Source organism: Streptomyces sp. S6, assembly GCF_054880855.1.
Genome location: NZ_JBTYMC010000066.1, coordinates 1 through 15,709 on the forward strand (window position 1 = coordinate 1; position 15,709 = coordinate 15,709).

The 15,709-nt window shown below is 69.8% G+C and carries 17 protein-coding genes; 10 read left to right on the forward strand and 7 right to left on the reverse strand.

Annotated features, from left to right (window positions below; all coding sequences use genetic code 11):
- Together ACVNF4_RS12135 and ACVNF4_RS12140 are read left to right on the forward strand one after the other, a co-directional pair.
- Positions 1–1,606 (forward strand): outer membrane protein assembly factor BamB family protein (locus ACVNF4_RS12135; protein ID WP_461802763.1); only part of this gene is annotated, 1,606 nt, incomplete at its 5' end.
- Positions 1,607–1,858: 252 nt separating this feature from the next.
- Positions 1,859–2,548 (forward strand): helix-turn-helix transcriptional regulator, encoded by a 690-nt coding sequence (locus ACVNF4_RS12140; protein ID WP_461802764.1) that lies wholly within the window; start codon positions 1,859–1,861, stop codon positions 2,546–2,548.
- Positions 2,549–2,594: 46 nt separating this feature from the next.
- Here ACVNF4_RS12140 and ACVNF4_RS12145 read toward each other — a convergent pair whose 3' ends face one another.
- Entirely contained in the window at positions 2,595–2,918 is a 324-nt protein-coding gene (locus ACVNF4_RS12145; protein WP_461802765.1) for a hypothetical protein, read from the reverse strand.
- A gap of 10 nt (positions 2,919–2,928) precedes the next feature.
- Complete coding sequence (locus ACVNF4_RS12150) at positions 2,929–4,608, reverse strand: sodium:solute symporter family protein (RefSeq protein WP_461802766.1); 1,680 nt, start codon at positions 4,606–4,608, stop codon at positions 2,929–2,931.
- A 101-nt stretch (positions 4,609–4,709) separates the two neighbouring features.
- On the opposite strand from ACVNF4_RS12150, the gene galT reads away from it, so the two are divergent.
- The 4 genes from galT (at position 4,710) to ACVNF4_RS12170 (ending at position 8,781) form a co-directional block, all read left to right on the forward strand.
- A complete protein-coding gene (galT, locus tag ACVNF4_RS12155) occupies positions 4,710–5,771 on the forward strand; it encodes a galactose-1-phosphate uridylyltransferase (RefSeq protein ID WP_461802767.1) in 1,062 nt (353 codons plus the stop codon).
- Positions 5,768–6,733 carry a UDP-glucose 4-epimerase GalE gene (gene galE / locus ACVNF4_RS12160; protein ID WP_461802768.1) on the forward strand — a complete coding sequence of 322 codons (966 nt, stop codon included), beginning with the start codon at positions 5,768–5,770 and terminating at the stop codon, positions 6,731–6,733. Before galT ends, galE begins: the two co-directional genes overlap by 4 nt.
- 1 nt (position 6,734) lies before the next feature.
- Positions 6,735–7,883: a galactokinase gene (gene galK / locus ACVNF4_RS12165; protein ID WP_461802769.1), complete on the forward strand. Its 1,149-nt coding sequence runs from the start codon at positions 6,735–6,737 to the stop codon at positions 7,881–7,883.
- A gap of 316 nt (positions 7,884–8,199) precedes the next feature.
- Entirely contained in the window at positions 8,200–8,781 is a 582-nt protein-coding gene (locus tag ACVNF4_RS12170) for a Uma2 family endonuclease (protein ID WP_461802770.1), read from the forward strand.
- Here the strand turns inward: ACVNF4_RS12170 and ACVNF4_RS12175 are convergent.
- Positions 8,762–9,208 carry a GNAT family N-acetyltransferase gene (locus ACVNF4_RS12175; protein ID WP_461802771.1) on the reverse strand — a complete coding sequence of 149 codons (447 nt, stop codon included), beginning with the start codon at positions 9,206–9,208 and terminating at the stop codon, positions 8,762–8,764. The genes ACVNF4_RS12170 and ACVNF4_RS12175 overlap by 20 nt on opposite strands.
- Positions 9,209–9,474: 266 nt before the next feature.
- On the opposite strand from ACVNF4_RS12175, the gene ACVNF4_RS12180 reads away from it, so the two are divergent.
- Together ACVNF4_RS12180 and ACVNF4_RS12185 are read left to right on the forward strand one after the other, a co-directional pair.
- Positions 9,475–10,239: a LuxR C-terminal-related transcriptional regulator gene (locus tag ACVNF4_RS12180; protein WP_461802772.1), complete on the forward strand. Its 765-nt coding sequence runs from the start codon at positions 9,475–9,477 to the stop codon at positions 10,237–10,239.
- A 137-nt stretch (positions 10,240–10,376) separates the two neighbouring features.
- The gene (locus ACVNF4_RS12185) at positions 10,377–11,225 is read left to right on the forward strand and encodes an alpha/beta fold hydrolase (RefSeq protein WP_461802773.1); all 849 of its coding nucleotides are present in this window, start codon (positions 10,377–10,379) and stop codon (positions 11,223–11,225) included.
- Between the two features lie 41 nt (positions 11,226–11,266).
- Here ACVNF4_RS12185 and ACVNF4_RS12190 read toward each other — a convergent pair whose 3' ends face one another.
- A complete protein-coding gene (locus tag ACVNF4_RS12190; protein ID WP_461802774.1) occupies positions 11,267–11,764 on the reverse strand; it encodes a MarR family winged helix-turn-helix transcriptional regulator in 498 nt (165 codons plus the stop codon).
- Between the two features lie 88 nt (positions 11,765–11,852).
- Here ACVNF4_RS12190 and ACVNF4_RS12195 point away from each other — a divergent pair, with 88 nt between their 5' ends.
- Positions 11,853–12,638 (forward strand): trans-aconitate 2-methyltransferase, encoded by a 786-nt coding sequence (locus tag ACVNF4_RS12195; protein ID WP_461802775.1) that lies wholly within the window; start codon positions 11,853–11,855, stop codon positions 12,636–12,638.
- 2 nt (positions 12,639–12,640) lie between these two features.
- The gene (locus ACVNF4_RS12200; protein ID WP_461802776.1) at positions 12,641–13,027 is read left to right on the forward strand and encodes a VOC family protein; all 387 of its coding nucleotides are present in this window, start codon (positions 12,641–12,643) and stop codon (positions 13,025–13,027) included.
- Here ACVNF4_RS12200 and ACVNF4_RS12205 read toward each other — a convergent pair.
- The 3 genes from ACVNF4_RS12205 to ACVNF4_RS12215 form a co-directional block, all read right to left on the reverse strand.
- The gene (locus ACVNF4_RS12205) at positions 12,999–13,595 is read right to left on the reverse strand and encodes a Uma2 family endonuclease (protein ID WP_461802777.1); all 597 of its coding nucleotides are present in this window, start codon (positions 13,593–13,595) and stop codon (positions 12,999–13,001) included. The genes ACVNF4_RS12200 and ACVNF4_RS12205 overlap by 29 nt on opposite strands.
- A gap of 106 nt (positions 13,596–13,701) precedes the next feature.
- Complete coding sequence (locus ACVNF4_RS12210) at positions 13,702–14,379, reverse strand: TetR family transcriptional regulator (protein ID WP_461802778.1); 678 nt, start codon at positions 14,377–14,379, stop codon at positions 13,702–13,704.
- Positions 14,376–15,386 (reverse strand): acyl-CoA desaturase, encoded by a 1,011-nt coding sequence (locus tag ACVNF4_RS12215; RefSeq protein WP_461802779.1) that lies wholly within the window; start codon positions 15,384–15,386, stop codon positions 14,376–14,378. Before ACVNF4_RS12215 ends, ACVNF4_RS12210 begins: the two co-directional genes overlap by 4 nt.
- Positions 15,387–15,709: the final 323 nt, after the last annotated feature.

Below are 15,709 nucleotides of genomic sequence, written 5' to 3' on the forward strand. Positions count from 1 at the left end.
CCCCCCACCCTCACCCCCCGGCCCCGCCTACGGCTACCCCCAGCCCTCCCCCCAGCCCGCCTACGGCTACCCCGCCCCGCCTCAGCCCCAGTCCCCGGCGTCGTACGGGTACCCCGCGCAGCAGCCCCCGTACAACCCCCCCTCCCCTCCCACCGCCCCCATGCAGGCGCAGGCGGCGAGTGGGGACAACGGTCTGAAGGCCCAGGTCGCGATCGTCGCCTCCGCCCTCGTCGCGATGGCGCTGATCATCGGCGGCGGATACTGGTACTCGAACTCGAAGTCCCCGCAGAACGAGGCGAAGAAGGGCGACAAGCCGAGCGCGGCTCCGGTGGCCGGCGGGGGAGCCGGTGCCGAGAAGGCGCCCTCCGACCCCGCGTCGAAGGTGCTGTTCGAGCTGCCGGTGCCGCCGCTCGCGAAGGGCGAGAGCCTCCAGACGGACGGCTCGTGGCTCACCGGCAAGGTGTTCGCGAAGACGGGCCCCTCGGAGGTGAACGGCTACGACGCCGACAAGGGGACGAAGCTGTGGACCGCCAAGCTCCCGGGCCCGGTGTGCGGGGCGAGCAGTCGGCAGGGCACGGACGGCACGAAGACGGCGATCCTCTTCCGGCCCGCCAAGCCGACGAAAGCCACGTACCAGCAGTGCAGCCAGATCGGCGCCCTGGACCTGACGACCGGGAAGCTGCTGTGGACGAAGACGGCCTCGGCCGGTGACTACGCGCTCGCCTTCGACGAGGTGACGGTCAGCGGCAACACGGTCGCCGCGAGCGGCACCAGCGGCGGCGCGGCCTTCGACCTCACCACCGGCAAGCCCCTGTGGGCGCCGAAGGCCGCAGACACCTGCCACGACGTCGGCTACGGCGGCGGCCCGAAGCTCGTCGCCCTGCGCAAGTGCGGCGACTACGACAACCCGGCCCTCAGCGCCCAGACCCTCGACCCGGTCACCGGCAAGGTCCTCTCCGAGTACAAGCTGGCGGCCGGTATCGAGTACGCGAACATCATCTCCACCGACCCGCTGGTCGTCGGTGCGGACGTCGGCGACAGCGCGGGGGACGGCAGTGCCCTGTCGGACCTGTTCTCCATCGACAACAAGACGGGTGCGCTGCGTGCGCGCATCTCGGTGCCGGGGGACGAGTACGGCGCCGAGTGCCGGATCTCCCACGTCGACGGGTGCAGCGGCGTGATCGCCGGGGGCGACCGGCTGTACATCCAGACCGAGGACCGCGTCGGCTCGGGCGGCACGTCGAGCACGAAGCAACTCGTCGCCTTCGACGTCGTCACCGGCAAGCAGACCGGTCAGCGTGCGGACGGGGGTCCGGACCACGACCTCTACCCGATCCGCATGGACGGTACGAACCTCCTCGTCTACAAGGTGGCGTCGTACGAGAAGGGCGGCGGGGTCGTCAGCATCGACGGGACGACCTTCAAGGAGACGACCCTGATGCACAACCCCGACTCCCAGGACATCGCGGGTATCGAGACGCGGATGTCCCCGGGGCGGCTCTCGGAGATCCTCTACTCCCAGGGGCACCTGTTCCTGTCCCAGACGTTCGTGAGCGCGACCATCTCGGACACGAAGCTGGCGATCGCCTACGGGACCGGTTCCTGACCGGTTCCGATCACGGCCCTGCCCCTCAAGTACTACGGGGGGCAGGGCCGTTCGCCTATCCGGCCCGTACCCTTCCTCGCTCGTGAATGAGAGGATTTTCGGCGATCCGGGGCACTTCTCACGTGTAGGGGGCGCGCGACGTCGAACAAGCGTGTAGCTTCCGGGGGCATGAAAAGGCGGGGGTACCGGGGGGTGATGTCCGCGTGAAACTGTCCGGGTTGGGCATCCATGGGGGGACTGGGGGGTTGCTCGATGGGAGTGCGGCTGATGGTGGTCGATGACCACCGCCTGCTCGCCGAGGCACTGGCCTCGGCGCTGAAACTGCGGGGCCACCGCGTGCTGGCCGCCGCCGCGCCCGCCGCCGGTGCGGCGGAACTGGTCATCACCAGAGCGCCCGAGGTGTGCCTGCTGGGCACGGCCGCGCCCGCGGAACCGGGGACCTTCGACCCCGTCGTCCGCATCAAACGCGAACGCCCCCAGGTCGCCGTCCTCGTCCTCGGCCCCGTCCCGAGCCCCCGAGGCATCGCGGCGGCGTTCGCGGCGGGCGCGTCCGGGTACGTCCGCCACGACGAACGCATAGAAGGCGTGGAGCGCGCCATCATGAAGGCCAGAGCGGGCGAGGCTGCGGTCGCCCCCCAACTCCTCCAAACCGCCTTCAGCGAACTCCTCAACCCCGCCGCCCAACCCGACGACGAAGGCCAACGCCTCCTCCAGATGCTCACCCCCCGCGAGGTCGAGGTGTTGGTGCGCGTCGCCGACGGGGAGGACACGCGGCTCATCGCGGCGGGGATGGGGATCGCGCCGTCCACCGCCCGCACCCACGTCCAACGCGTCCTCATGAAACTCGGCGTCGGCTCCCGCCTGGAGGCAGCGGCCCTGGCAGCACGGACGGGGCTGCTGGACCGGGCGTCACTACAGGGGCCCCAGGGTCAGGGAGCCTGAGAAGCCACCGCGCCGACCGGCCTCGTCCGCCTCGGCGAAGCCACCCTCACTCCGCCCCCTTCCCCTCCTCGTCCGGCGCCGCAGGCACCGGCACCGGCGGCGGAGTAGGCCGCACCCACAGCCACACCAGGAAGAACACCCCGAGCGCCAGCATCCCCACCCCCGTCCACAGGTTGATGTTGATCCCCTGCGCCTTGTCGATCTCCGCGTCCCCGTCGGTGATCCCGGTGATCGTGACGATCACCCCGTAGACGACGAACAACCCCCCGATGATGCGCCGCAGATCAAAGATGCGGGCGGCGGTGGTGGACTGTTCCTCCAGGGCCGTCACCTCGCGGTGGACGTCGTTTTCCGAGTAGTGGTCGGACATGGCGAGCCTCTCAGAAGGAGAACGGGATGTAGCAGGCGGCGGCGATGACGACGGCGCTCCAGCCCAGCAGGGCCGGGCGGCGGTACCACGCGTCGTCCCCGGCGCCGGGCGCCTCGGACATGCCGGGGGAGCGCGTCCCGTACACCAGCCCCTGGAGTTCGGACTCCGGCTTCGGCGCCGTGAAGAGCGAGACGGCCACCATGACGACGGCGCCCGCGACGAACCCGGCGATCGCGGAGACGAAGTTGGCGCCCTGGTCGGTGGGGATGCTGATGACGTCCTGCTTGTAGAAGACGAAGTAGTTGATCATCGCGGCCGTGGTGCCGGCCAGCAGCCCCCAGAACCCGGACTTCGCCGACGCCCGCTTCCAGAACATCCCGACGACGAAGACGACGAACATCGGGACGTTGAAGAAGGAGAACAGGGTCTGGAGGTAGCTCATGATGTTGGAGAAGGAGGACGCCAGGAACGCCGTCCCGACCGACGCCGCGACACCGATCGCCGTGATCAGCCGCCCGAAGCGCACGTAGTACGCGTCCTCCCGGTCCCGCACGACGTACTTCGCCCAGATGTCGGTCGTGAACACCGTGTTGAACGACGACACGTTCGCCGCCATCCCCGCCATGAACGCGGCGAGCAGCCCGGTGACGGCGATCCCGAGCACCCCGTTGGGCAGGAGCTGCTCCATGAGGTAGGGGATCGCGTCGTTGTACTGGAGGTCGGACCCGGACGTCCCGATCTTCGGCACCAGCACTGCCGCGACGAGCCCCGGGATCATCACGAGGAACACGATGAAGATCTTGGGGAACGCGGCGATGAGCGGCGTCCGCTGAGCGGCGGAGAGGTTCTTCGCGGAGAGCGCGCGCTGTACCTCGGCGAAGTTCGTCGTCCAGTACCCGAAGGACAGCACGAACCCGAGCCCGAGGACGATCGTCAGCCAGTTGGCCCCTAGGGGATTCGCACTGCCGATACCCGTACCACCCCAGGCGGAGACGAAGTCCTCACCGTGGGTCGCCTTGAGGGAGTCCGTGAGCCCGCCCCACCCCCCGACCTTCTTCAGCCCCAGCACGGACAGCGGGATCAGCGCCGCGAGGATCACGAAGAACTGGAGGACCTCGTTGTAGATCGCCGAGGAGAGCCCGCCCAGCGTGATGTACGCGAGCACGAAGAACCCGGCGACGAGGATGGCGACCCACTCGGGCCACCCGAGCAGCGCCTCGACGACGATGGCGAGCGCGTACAGATTCACCCCGGCGATGAGGATCGCGGCGAACGCGAACAGCGCGGAACTGAGCAGATGCGCCCACTTGTCGAACCGCAGGAGCAGCATCTCGGGCACGGACCGCACCTTCGACGAGTAGTAGAAGGGCATCATCACGAGCCCGAGGAACACCATCGCGGGGATGGCGCCGATCCAGTACCAGTGCACGGTGTACGCCCCGTACTGGGCGCTGTTGGCGGCCATCCCGAGGATCTCGGTCGCGGCGAGGTTCGCGGAGATGAACGCGAGCCCGGTGATCCAGGCGGGCAGCGACCGTCCGGAGAGGAAGAAGTCGAGGCTGGTCTTCACGGACCGCCGCGCCGCGAACCCGATGCCGAGGACGACGACGAAGTAGATGCCGAGAATCGTGTAGTCGAGCGCGTTGACGGGGAGCCGCAGCTCGGCCGAGAGGTACCCGGATGGATGCATGGCGACGTGCCTTGTCTCGTGGTCGTGCGGTGGTTTATGTTTCTATGTGTTTGGTTCTGTTGGAAGTCTGATGTGCGGCATGAAGGACGGAGCGTCCGACGGTGAAGAAGACCTCGACCCGGCTGGCCGACGGTCGTGAGCTGATCTACTACGACTTGCGGGACGACTCCGTGCGCGACGCGGTGGACCGCCGTCCACTCGACCGCACGGTCACTACTTCGGAGGTACGCCGCGACCCCCTCCTCGGGGACCAGGTCGCCATCGCCTCGCACCGCCAGGGCCGCACCTACCACCCCCCGGCCGACCAGTGCCCCCTGTGCCCCACCCAGGGCGACAACCTGAGCGAGATCCCCGACTCGTCGTACGACGTCGTCGTCTTCGAGAACCGCTTCCCCTCGCTCGCCGGGGACTCGGGCCGCTGCGAGGTCGTCTGCTTCACGTCCGACCACAACAAGTCCTTCGCCGACCTCGACGAGGACCAGGTGCGCCTGGTCCTGGACGCGTGGACCGACCGGACGTCCGAGCTGTCGCATCTGCCCTCCGTCCAGCAGGTGTTCGCCTTCGAGAACCGGGGCGAGGAGATCGGGGTGACCCTCGGCCACCCGCACGGCCAGATCTACGCCTACCCCTTCACCACCCCGCGCACCGCCCTGATGCTGCGCCAGGTCGCCGCGCACAAGGACGCGACCGGCGGGGAGAACCTCTTCGACGCCGTCCTTGAGAGTGAACTCGCGGGTGAGCGGGTCGTACTGGAGACCGAGCACTGGGTCGCGTTCGTGCCGTACGCCGCGCACTGGCCCTACGAGGTGCACCTCTACCCGAAGCGCCGGGTCCCGGACCTGCTCGCGCTCGACGAGGACGCGCGCGCCGAGTTCCCCAAGGTCTACCTGGAGCTCCTGAGGCGCTTCGACCGGATCTTCGGCGAGGACCAGCCGGTGACGCCGTACATCGCCGCCTGGCACCAGGCGCCGTTCGGCCAGCTGGAGGAGTTCGACGGCGTCAGCCGCGACGACTTCGCGCTGCACCTGGAGCTTTTCACGATCCGCCGCACTTCCGGCAAGCTGAAGTTCCTCGCGGGCTCCGAGTCGGGCATGGGCGCGTTCATCAACGACATCGCCCCGGAGCGCGCGGCCGAGCGACTCCGAGAGGTAGCGAGTTCATGAGCAAGTACCTGGTCACAGGCGGGGCGGGATACGTCGGCGGCGTGGTCGCCCAGCACCTCCTGGAGGCCGGCCACGAAGTGACCGTGCTCGACAACCTCTCCACCGGCTTCCGCGAGGGCGTCCCGGCGGGCGCCGCCTTCGTCGAGGGCGACATCCGCGACGCGGGCAAGTGGCTCGACGACTCGTACGAGGCCGTCCTGCACTTCGCGGCCAGCTCTCAGGTAGGGGAGTCGGTCGTACGACCCGAGAAGTACTGGGAGAACAACGTCGGCGGCACGATGGCGCTGCTCGGCGCGATGCGTGAGGCGGGCGTCCGCAAGCTGGTGTTCTCCTCGACGGCGGCCACGTACGGCGAGCCGGACGTCGTCCCCATCCCGGAGACGGCCGTCACCAAGCCGACCAACCCCTACGGGGCGACCAAGCTCGCCGTCGACTACATGATCACCAGCGAGGCCCAGGCGCACGGGCTCGGCGCGGTCTCGCTGCGCTACTTCAACGTCGCCGGCGCGTACGGCAGCCAGGGCGAGCGGCACGACCCCGAGTCGCACCTCATCCCCCTGGTACTTCAGGTGGCTCAGGGTCGCAGGGACGCGATCTCCGTCTACGGGGACGACTACCCGACCCCGGACGGCACCTGCATCCGCGACTACATCCACGTGGCGGACCTCGCGGACGCGCACCTGCTCGCCCTCAAGGCGGCCGTCGCGGGCGAGCACCTGATCTGCAACCTCGGCAACGGCGAAGGCTTCTCCGTCCGCCAGGTCATCGACACGGTCCGCCAGGTCACCGGCCACCCGATCCCCGAGATCGTGGCCCCCCGCCGGGGCGGCGACCCCGCAGTCCTCGTCGCCTCCGCCGCCACCGCCCGCGAGAAGCTGGGCTGGCAGCCGTCCCGCGCGGACCTCGCGGGTATCGTCGCCGACGCGTGGGCATTCGCGCAGCAGATTTCGAAGGAGAGTTGAGTTGGGCGCACAGCAAGTCCGGGACCGTTTCGAGGAGTTGTACGGCTCCATCCCGGAAGGCGTCTGGGCGGCCCCCGGCCGCGTCAACCTCATCGGTGAGCACACCGACTACAACGACGGCTTCGTCATGCCGTTCGCCCTCCCGCACACGGCGATCGCCGCGGTCTCCCGCCGCGAGGACGACGTCCTGCGCCTGCACTCCGCGGACGTGGACGGCGGTGTCGTCGAGGTCTCGGTCCTGGAACCGGGCTCCGACACGAACTGGACGGCGTACCCGGCGGGTGTGGTCTGGGCGCTGCGCGAAGCGGGCCACGCGGTGCGCGGCGCGGACATCCACCTGACCTCCACGGTCCCCTCGGGCGCGGGCCTCTCCTCTTCCGCCGCCCTTGAGGTCGTCGTCGCCCTCGCCCTGAACGACCTCTACGAACTCGGCCTCCAGCGCTGGCAGTTGGCCCGCCTGTGCCAGCGCGCGGAGAACGTCTACGTGGGCGCCCCGACCGGCATCATGGACCAGACGGCCTCGGCGTGCTGCGAGGAGGGCCACGCGCTCTTCCTCGACACCCGCGACCTCTCCCAGAAGCAGATCCCCTTCGACCTGTCGGCCGAGGGTATGCGGTTGCTGGTGGTCGACACCCAGGTCAAGCACGCCCACAGCGAGGGCGAGTACGGCAAGCGCCGCGCCGGCTGCGAGGAGGGCGCCGCGATCCTGGGCGTCACGGCGCTGCGGGACGTGAAGTACGCGGACCTGGACGAGGCCCTCGCCCGGATCGACGACGAGGAGATCCGCCGCCTGGTGAAGCACGTGGTCACGGAGGACGAGCGCGTCGAACGCGTCGTCACCCTCATGACCACCGGCGCCGGCGCCCGCGAGATCGGCCCCATCCTCGTGGCGGGCCACGCCTCCCTCCGCGACGACTTCCGCATCTCCTGCCCCGAGCTGGACCTCGTCGTCGACTCCTCCCTCGCGGCCGGCGCGGTCGGCGCCCGCATGACGGGCGGCGGCTTCGGCGGCTCCGCGATCGTCCTCGCGGAGGAGGCGGACGTCCCCGCCATCACGAAGGCGGTCGAAGAGGCCTTCGCGGCAGCGGGCTTCACCGCACCACGCGTCTTCGAGGCGGTCCCGGCACCGGGAGCCCGGCGCCTGGTCTGACCCGACCTGAAGGGGTGCCCTGAGATTCGGGCACCCCTTCAGCGCTGCCTGCCGCTGTTCCTCACCGGCCGACGCAGCAGGTCCCGGACCCGCCACCACAACTTCCGGGAGCGCGCCGTCTCCGTGCCGTAGTCATGCGCGAACACGATCTCCTCAGCGCTACGCCCGAGCGGCGTCCCCTCACGCGAGTACCGCTCCGGTGAACTGCCTGCCACAGCTGAACCCCCCGTTCTCCGGCGCGAGTTCCTGCCGCACACCGTACGCCGGTACCGGCGGGTAGTTCCCTCAGCCCGCCACACTGAACGCGGGAGGCCCCATGACTCAGCGGACCCTGTACCGGCAACTGCGTGCCGTACGTGACCACTTCACTCCGCCGCCCGGCTTCACCTGGCCCGAGATCAGCGCCGGCCGCCTCGTACCGACCCCGGCCCGCAGCCCCCGCCATCAGCTGACGGCCGCCCTGCTCACCCGCCGCCTTGACCCCCAACTCCCCTCGGGCTTCCACACGTTCGGCCCGACCGATACAGAGGACGAAACCCTCCGCACACTCCGAGTCCCCGACCTCGTAGTCTGCTCGGCCGCCGCGATGGACACCGACGACCCCCTCGACCCCCGCGAGATCGTCCTTGCGATGGAGATCGTCTGCCCCTCGAACCCCGAGAACGACTACGAACACAAGACCCGCGACTACCCCGCCATGGGTATCCCCCATTACTTGATCCTCGACCCCCGCGACGCCACCTGGACCTACCAATGGGGGTTCGGTGGCGGGGAGTTCGGCTACCGGAATCGGTTGCGGATGCCGTACGGCGAACCGGTCGCTGTCGCCACGCACCTCGGCACCTGGACGGTCGAGACCGCCGACCTGCCCACCACGCCTACCCCAGCCGCTTCGTGAACGTGAACTCCGTGACCCCCGGCGGGTAGTCCGGGATGGCGCACACCTCGTCGTAGCCCAACTTGCGGTAGAAGTCCGGTGCTTGGAAGTCCCACGTCTCCAACCGGACGGCCACGCAGTCGCGTTCCTCGCGGGCCACGCGTTCCGCTTCTGTGAGGAGGCCCGTGCCGAGGCCGGTGCCTCGGAAGGCGGGGTCGACCCAGAGGTAGGTGACGTGGAGCCAGGACGCCCAGGTGTAGCCGACGAGGCCGCCGCAGAGGGGGTTGGCGGGGGTGGTGGCCCAGATGTGTAACGGGGTTTCGTGGGCGTCGTGCAGGGAGCGGAGGATCGGGGACGCCTCAGTGTTGGCCGCGCGGAGCCTCGTCCGGAGCCGGGCGCGTCGTGAGTTGTCCACTTCCGTCTCGTAACTGAACATGCGCCTCACCATAAACGCGTCGGCCGACCAGTTCTGCGAAATCGCTTCCGCTCCGTGCTCCCGGGCCTACTCTGTGAACAACACCGGCGGGGGGCCGGTGCCGTTCAGGGGACGAGACAGCCGGGTACGGCACTCGCGGTGGGGGTAGCAGTACGCGCACGGCGGCGGCCGTGCGGCACCCGCGCCACGGGCGTCGTACCCGCAGCCGTCGGTCTCCGGTCTTTCTCTGTTTTCTGGGGTCTCCCCTGCTCTCTCGAAGAGCTCGGGAAGGGGGTTTCGTGGTTCGCATCCGTGTTCTGGTGGTCGACGATCACCGCATCTTCGCCGAGTCGCTCGCCGCGGCACTGGCGGCCGAGCCCGACGTCGAGGTGTCCGCCGCGGGCAGCGGCCCCGCCGCGATGCGCAGCCTGGAGCGCGCGGCGGCGGAGGGGCGTCGCTTCGACGTCCTCCTCGTCGACGCCGACCTGGGCGCCGTCCTGCCGGGCCTGCGGGCCGCGCCGGTCCACGAGGTCGGCGAGAACGGGCACGTGGACGGCATCTCGCTGGTCTCCGGCGTCCGGGCCGCGCAGGCGCACGTCAGGGTCGTCGTCCTCGCGGAGAAGGACGACCCGCGCCGGGCCGCGCTCGCCCTCCAGGCGGGGGCGTCGGGATGGGTCGCCAAGGACTGCTCCCTGTCCCGGCTGCTGACCGTCATCCGGGGGGTGCTGCGCGACGAGACGCATCTGCCGCCCGCGCTACTGACCGGCGTTCTGCGGGAGTTGACGGCCGCCCGCAAGCACCGCACCGAGAGCGAACGGCTGGTGGAGTCCCTCACGCCGAGGGAGCGCGAGGTGCTGCGCTGCATGGTCGCGGGGCTCGGCCGCAAGGCCGTCGCCGAACGCCTGTTCCTCTCCCCGCACACGGTCCGCACCCATATGCAGAACGTGCTGGGCAAGCTGGGCGTCCACTCGACGCTGGCGGCGGTCGCGCTGGCACGGCGCGCGGGGGTCGGGCCGGTGGATCTCGCCGGTGAAGTGGTGGAACGGGGCGGGCAGTTGGCGTGACAACTAATTGTCTGCGCCAGTGATCAAGGACCGGCTAGGGTCCTCGTCATCAAGTGGACCACTGAGGTCGCATGACCCTGTCCCGCGGGTTCACCCGGCCATCCTCGGCATGCCCAACGGACATTGGACCGACTCGTATGACACCCACCTTCGTCCTCGTGCACGGCTCCTGCACCAGCTCGTTCATGTGGACCCCCGTCCAGCGCGAACTGGCGCTGCTCGGCCACCGCAGCCTCGCCGTCGACCTGCCGGGACACGGCTTCGACGCGCGGTACTCCGCCAACTACCAGGCCCCGCAGGACCTCGACGCGTGGGCGGCCGAACCGTCGACGCTGGCCGGGGTCACCCTGCGGGACAACGTCGACACGGTCGTCGACGTCGTCCGGCGGGTCGCCCCGCACGGGCCGGTGGTCCTCGTGGGGGCCAGCCTCGGCGGGACCACCGTCACCGGGGTCGGCAACGCGGTCCCGGAGCTGGTGAGCCGGCTCGTCTACGTCTCCGCGTGGTCGTGCGTGCGGCGCGCGAACCCCGTCGAGTACATGCAGGAGCCCGAGTTCGGCGACAACCTGCTCGCCCCTCTGGCCGCCCTGAACGTCGGCGACCCCGCCGAACTGGGCGTCGGCCGGGCCAACTTCCGCACCGCCGACCCGGAGCTGTTCTCCGCCGCCAAGGCGGCGATCATGGCGGACGGCACCGACGACCAGTTCCGGACCTTCCTCAACATCCTCCAGCCGGACGAGTCCCTGGCGGTGATGACGTCCGACGCGCGCGGCCACGCCGACACCTGGGGCACCATCCCCCGCACCTACGTCCGTCTCACCGACGACCGGTCGCTCCCCCTGGCCATGCAGGACCGACTGATCGCCGAGTGCGACGCCCTGACCCCCGACAACCCGTACGACGTCCACACGTTGGCCACCAGCCACACCGGATTCCTGCTGGACCCGGCGAAGTTGGCCGGCATCCTCGACCGACTGACCTTCTGACGCCTTGAGTCGAGACGGCCCCCTCGCCTTCGACGGGCCGGTCAGCCGGGGATGTTGTCGAAGGGGGCCGTCAACTGGCGCAGCAGCGCGGCCAGTTCACCCCGCTGTGCGGTCGACAGCTCCGCCAGGATCGCCCGTTCCTGGGCGAGCAGGCCGGCCAGTGCCTGGTCCGCTCGGTCCCGGCCCTCCATCGTCAGGCGGACCAGGACGCCTCGGCGGTCCGTCGGGTCCGGGAGGCGTTCCACCAGGCCCTTCTGGGTCAGGCGGTCGATGCGGTTGGTCATCGTGCCGGACGTGACGAGGGTCTGGGTGAGGAGCTGGCCGGGGGAGAGCTGGTAGGGGGAGCCGGCCCGGCGCAGGGCCGTCAGGACGTCGAACTCCCACGGCTCCAGGTGGTGCTCCGCGAACGCCAGCCGGCGTGCGCGGTCCAGGTGGCGGGCCAGCCTGCTGACCCGGCTCAGCACTTCGAGTGGCTCCACGTCGAGGTCCGGGCGTTCCCGACGCCATGCCGCGACCAGCCGATCGACCTCGTCCTCCATGGCGATCAGTGTAGTGGTTGTGTCGACATGAAGTCTCTTGATGTCAAGTCTCTTGACGTCGAGAGACTCGCTCCGCCAAGCTGGCCTCATGACCAACCCCTCCTGGGACCCCGCCCAGTACCTCCGCCACGCCGCCCACCGCACCCGCCCCTTCACCGACCTCCTCGCCCGGGTCCCCGACCTCCCCGGCACCCCGCCCCGCATCGCCGACCTCGGCTGCGGCCCCGGCAACGTCACGCGGCTCCTCACCGAACGCTGGCCCACCGCGCACGTCACCGGCTACGACAACTCCCCCCAGATGCTGGCCGACGCGACGGCCCACACCACCCCGAACCTCGACTTCGCCCACGCCGACCTCGCGACCTGGACGCCGGCCGAACCGTACGACCTCATCGTCTCCAACGCGGCGCTCCACTGGGTCCCCGGCCACCTCGACGCCCTCCCCGGCTGGCTCGACGCCCTCACCCCCGGCGGCACCCTCGCCTTCCAGGTCCCGGACAACATCGACGCCCCCCTCCACGCGCTGATGCGGGACCTCGCGGACACGCCCCGCTGGAAGTCCCGGCTGGCGGACGTCCTGCGCGAGCGGACCTCCGTCCACCCGCCGGAGACCTACCTCACCCGCCTCGGCCCCACCGCCGACCTCTGGCAGACCACCTACCTCCACGTCCTCCCCGGCGACGACCCCGTCCTCGACTGGGTCAAGGGCACGGGCCTACGCCCCGCCCTGGACGCCCTCGCGAACGACCCCGAGGCCCGGGACGCGTTCGTCGAGGAGTACCGGGAACTGCTGCGGGGGGCGTACCCGCGACAGCCGTACGGCACTGTCCTCCCCTTCCGCCGCCTGTTCGCGGTCGTCACAAGGACGTCGTAACCGTGCTCATCTCCCTCGACCACGTCCAACTCGCCGCCCTACCCGGCAGCGAGCCCCTCCTGCGCGCCTTCTACGTCACCACCCTCGGCATGACCGAACTCCCCAAGCCCCCCGCCCTCGCCGCACGCGGCGGCTGCTGGTTCGCGGCCGGGACTGTCCAGCTCCACCTCGGCATCGAGACCGACTTCCGACCCGCGAAAAAGGCCCACCCCGGGCTCCGGGTGACGGCCATCGAGGCGTACGCGGCCCGACTGGAGGCCCATGGCACACCGGTGACCTGGGACGACGGGCTTCCGGGGCATCGGAGGTTTTACGCGGCGGATCCGGTGGGGAACCGGTTGGAGTTTCTGGAGCCGACGGCTACAGCTTGTCCAGCGCCTCCATGCTGATGTCGACGGCGATGTCGAAAGGAGCGGTCACCTTGATGTGCCCGTGGAACGTCCCGGTCAGGCCGTAGGACCTGGTCACGGGGTCGAGTTCGTAGACGCGGACGACGGGGTGCGGGTCGGTGTCGCCCATTTCCACGAGCCAGAAGTGCCGGATGCCCGCAGCGGCGTACTTCCGGGGTTTCGTGTCGTGGTCGCGTGCCTCGGAGTCGGGGGAGACGACCTCGACGGCCATCACCACGTCCCTCGCCTCGTACCGCGTCTGCTTGATGTCGGTCTGCGCTGTCGCGCGCAGCACGGAGATGTCCGGCTCCGGGCCGTTGCGGTTGTTCAGAACGACGGTCATCTCACGGCGGACCTTCAGGTGTTCCGGAACCGTCGCACGCAGCCCCGTCATCAACAGGTCGATCATCAGACTGTGGAACGTCCGCTGCGGACTCACAAAGACCAGACTCCCGTCGAGCAACTCGGTGTGCGGCGGGAGGTCCGGCAGGGTGAACAGATCGTCCACGGTGTAACCCTCGGGCGGCGGTACAGGCCAACGCGTGCTGGAGACCGGCTCGGCAGTCATGGTGATCCCTCCCATGGACGGGATTCTGCTTCCGCGCCTTCACGGTAGCCGCAGAAACGGGCGGCAGGTCACCGCGACGAGCGAACGGGCCGCGCGGCGTTGACCGCTACGACTTCCGGCGCCCTATCAGATGCGGCTTCGCCTCCATGCCGTCCAGTCCGTGCCACGCGATGTTGACCAGATGGGCGGCGACCTCCGCCTTCTTGGGGCGGCGGACGTCCAGCCACCACTGACCCGTCAGCGCGACCATGCCGACGAGGGCCTGGGCGTAGAGGGGGGCCAGTTTCGGGTCGAAGCCGCGGCTCTTGAACTCGCGGCCCAGGATGTCCTCCACCTGCGTCGCGATGTCCGAGATCAGGGAGGCGAAGGAGCCGGTGGACTGGGGGATGGGGGAGTCGCGGACGAGGATGCGGAAACCGTCCGTGTACTCCTCGATGTAGTCGAGGAGGGCGAACGCGGCCTGCTCACACAGTTCGCGGGGGTGCCCGGCCGTCAGGGAACTGGTCACCATGTCCAGCAGCCGCCGCATCTCACGGTCCACGACGACCGCGTACAGCCCCTCCTTGCCCCCGAAGTGCTCGTACACGACCGGCTTGGAGACGCCGGCCTTCGCCGCGATCTCCTCCACCGACGTCGCCTCGAACCCCTTCGCCGCGAACAGCGTGCGCCCGATCTCCAGCAACTGCTGGCGGCGCTCCGCACCGGTCATCCGGGTACGGCGCGCGCGCCGGGGCTTCTCGTTGCTCTCGGTGCTGCTGGGATCGGTGGCCACGGCGTCCATCATGCCGCTTCGACGGCCGCCTTCTTCCGCCGGGAGCCGTCCTCACCCGTGTTGCGGCGCGAATCGATACGCGAGCGTGACGGCCAGCGCACGTCGTACGCCCACCCCGCCTGCTCGAACCAGCGGATCAGCCGCGCCGAGGAGTCGATCTGGCCGCGCTCCACGCCGTGGCGCGCGGACGTCGGGTCGGCGTGGTGCAGGTTGTGCCAGGACTCCCCGCAGGACAGGACGGCCAGCCACCACACGTTCCCGGAGCGGTCCCGGGACTTGAAGGGCCGCTTGCCGACGGCGTGGCAGATCGAGTTGATCGACCAGGTCACGTGGTGCAGGAGGCCGACGCGGATCAGGGAACCCCAGAAGAACGCGGTGAACGCGCCCCACCAGGACATCGTCACCAGCCCGCCCACCAGCGGCGGGATCGCCAGCGAGAGGAACGCCCACACGATGAACGTCCGCGAGATCGCCCGGATCGCCGGGTCCTTGATCAGGTCGGGCGCGTACTTCTCCTGCGGCGTCTGCTCCTCGTCGAACATCCACGCGATGTGCGCCCACCACAACCCCTTCAGCAGCGCGGGGACCGTCTCCCCGAACCGCCACGGCGAGTGCGGGTCACCTTCCGCGTCGGAGAACTTGTGGTGCTTGCGGTGGTCCGCGACCCACCGCACCAGCGGCCCCTCGACCGCCATCGACCCGGCGATCGCGAGCGCGATCCGCAACGGGCGCTTCGCCTTGAACGAGCCGTGCGTGAAGTACCGGTGGAAGCCGATCGTGATGCCGTGGCAGCCCAGGAAGTACATGAAGACCAGCAGGCCGAGATCGAGCCAGCTCACCCCCCAGCCCCACGCCAGCGGCACGGCCGCCAGGATCGCGAGGAACGGCACGATGATGAAGAGGAGCAGCGTGATCTGCTCGATCGAACGCTTCTGCTCCCCGCCCAGCGTCGCGGACTGCGCCGGAGCGCCGGGCGTCGCCTCCAGCGCGTCGTCGATCACTTCGGAGCTTGTGGCCATGGGGCGTCCCCTGTGGGGTCGAGGGTGCGGATCGGACTACCCGGAACCTGCCGGATCTGGACGGCGGTCCCGCGCCGGGTTCGGTTTCTTACGGTTCCGTAACCTACGGCGTCGTAAGTATGGCAGTGCGCGTCGGTGCGGCAAGAGCCCCACCGCCTGCGCGTGCCGTCGGACACCTATCCTTGGACTCGGTCGGACAGCGCGGTCCGCTCTGATTTCTTCCCGGATGTCCGGCCTGTATGCGAAAGCCAGCCGCGTACCCGCCTGACCTCGGGGTTTCCTCCAGATGCCAGATGAGCTTCACCACTGCAAGGAGCCGCACC

Bases quoted from the DNA above. Each gene is read 5' to 3' on its own strand.
- ACVNF4_RS12140 (WP_461802764.1), top strand. From the start codon at position 1,859: ATGGGAGTGCGGCTGATGGTGGTCGATGACCACCGCCTGCTCGCCGAG.
- ACVNF4_RS12145 (WP_461802765.1), bottom strand. From the start codon at position 2,918: ATGTCCGACCACTACTCGGAAAACGACGTCCACCGCGAGGTGACGGCC.
- ACVNF4_RS12150 (WP_461802766.1), bottom strand. From the start codon at position 4,608: ATGCATCCATCCGGGTACCTCTCGGCCGAGCTGCGGCTCCCCGTCAAC.
- galE (WP_461802768.1), top strand. From the start codon at position 5,768: ATGAGCAAGTACCTGGTCACAGGCGGGGCGGGATACGTCGGCGGCGTG.
- ACVNF4_RS12170 (WP_461802770.1), top strand. From the start codon at position 8,200: ATGACTCAGCGGACCCTGTACCGGCAACTGCGTGCCGTACGTGACCAC.
- ACVNF4_RS12175 (WP_461802771.1), bottom strand. From the start codon at position 9,208: ATGGTGAGGCGCATGTTCAGTTACGAGACGGAAGTGGACAACTCACGA.
- ACVNF4_RS12185 (WP_461802773.1), top strand. From the start codon at position 10,377: ATGACACCCACCTTCGTCCTCGTGCACGGCTCCTGCACCAGCTCGTTC.
- ACVNF4_RS12190 (WP_461802774.1), bottom strand. From the start codon at position 11,764: ATGGAGGACGAGGTCGATCGGCTGGTCGCGGCATGGCGTCGGGAACGC.
- ACVNF4_RS12195 (WP_461802775.1), top strand. From the start codon at position 11,853: ATGACCAACCCCTCCTGGGACCCCGCCCAGTACCTCCGCCACGCCGCC.
- ACVNF4_RS12205 (WP_461802777.1), bottom strand. From the start codon at position 13,595: ATGACTGCCGAGCCGGTCTCCAGCACGCGTTGGCCTGTACCGCCGCCC.
- ACVNF4_RS12210 (WP_461802778.1), bottom strand. From the start codon at position 14,379: ATGATGGACGCCGTGGCCACCGATCCCAGCAGCACCGAGAGCAACGAG.
- ACVNF4_RS12215 (WP_461802779.1), bottom strand. From the start codon at position 15,386: ATGGCCACAAGCTCCGAAGTGATCGACGACGCGCTGGAGGCGACGCCC.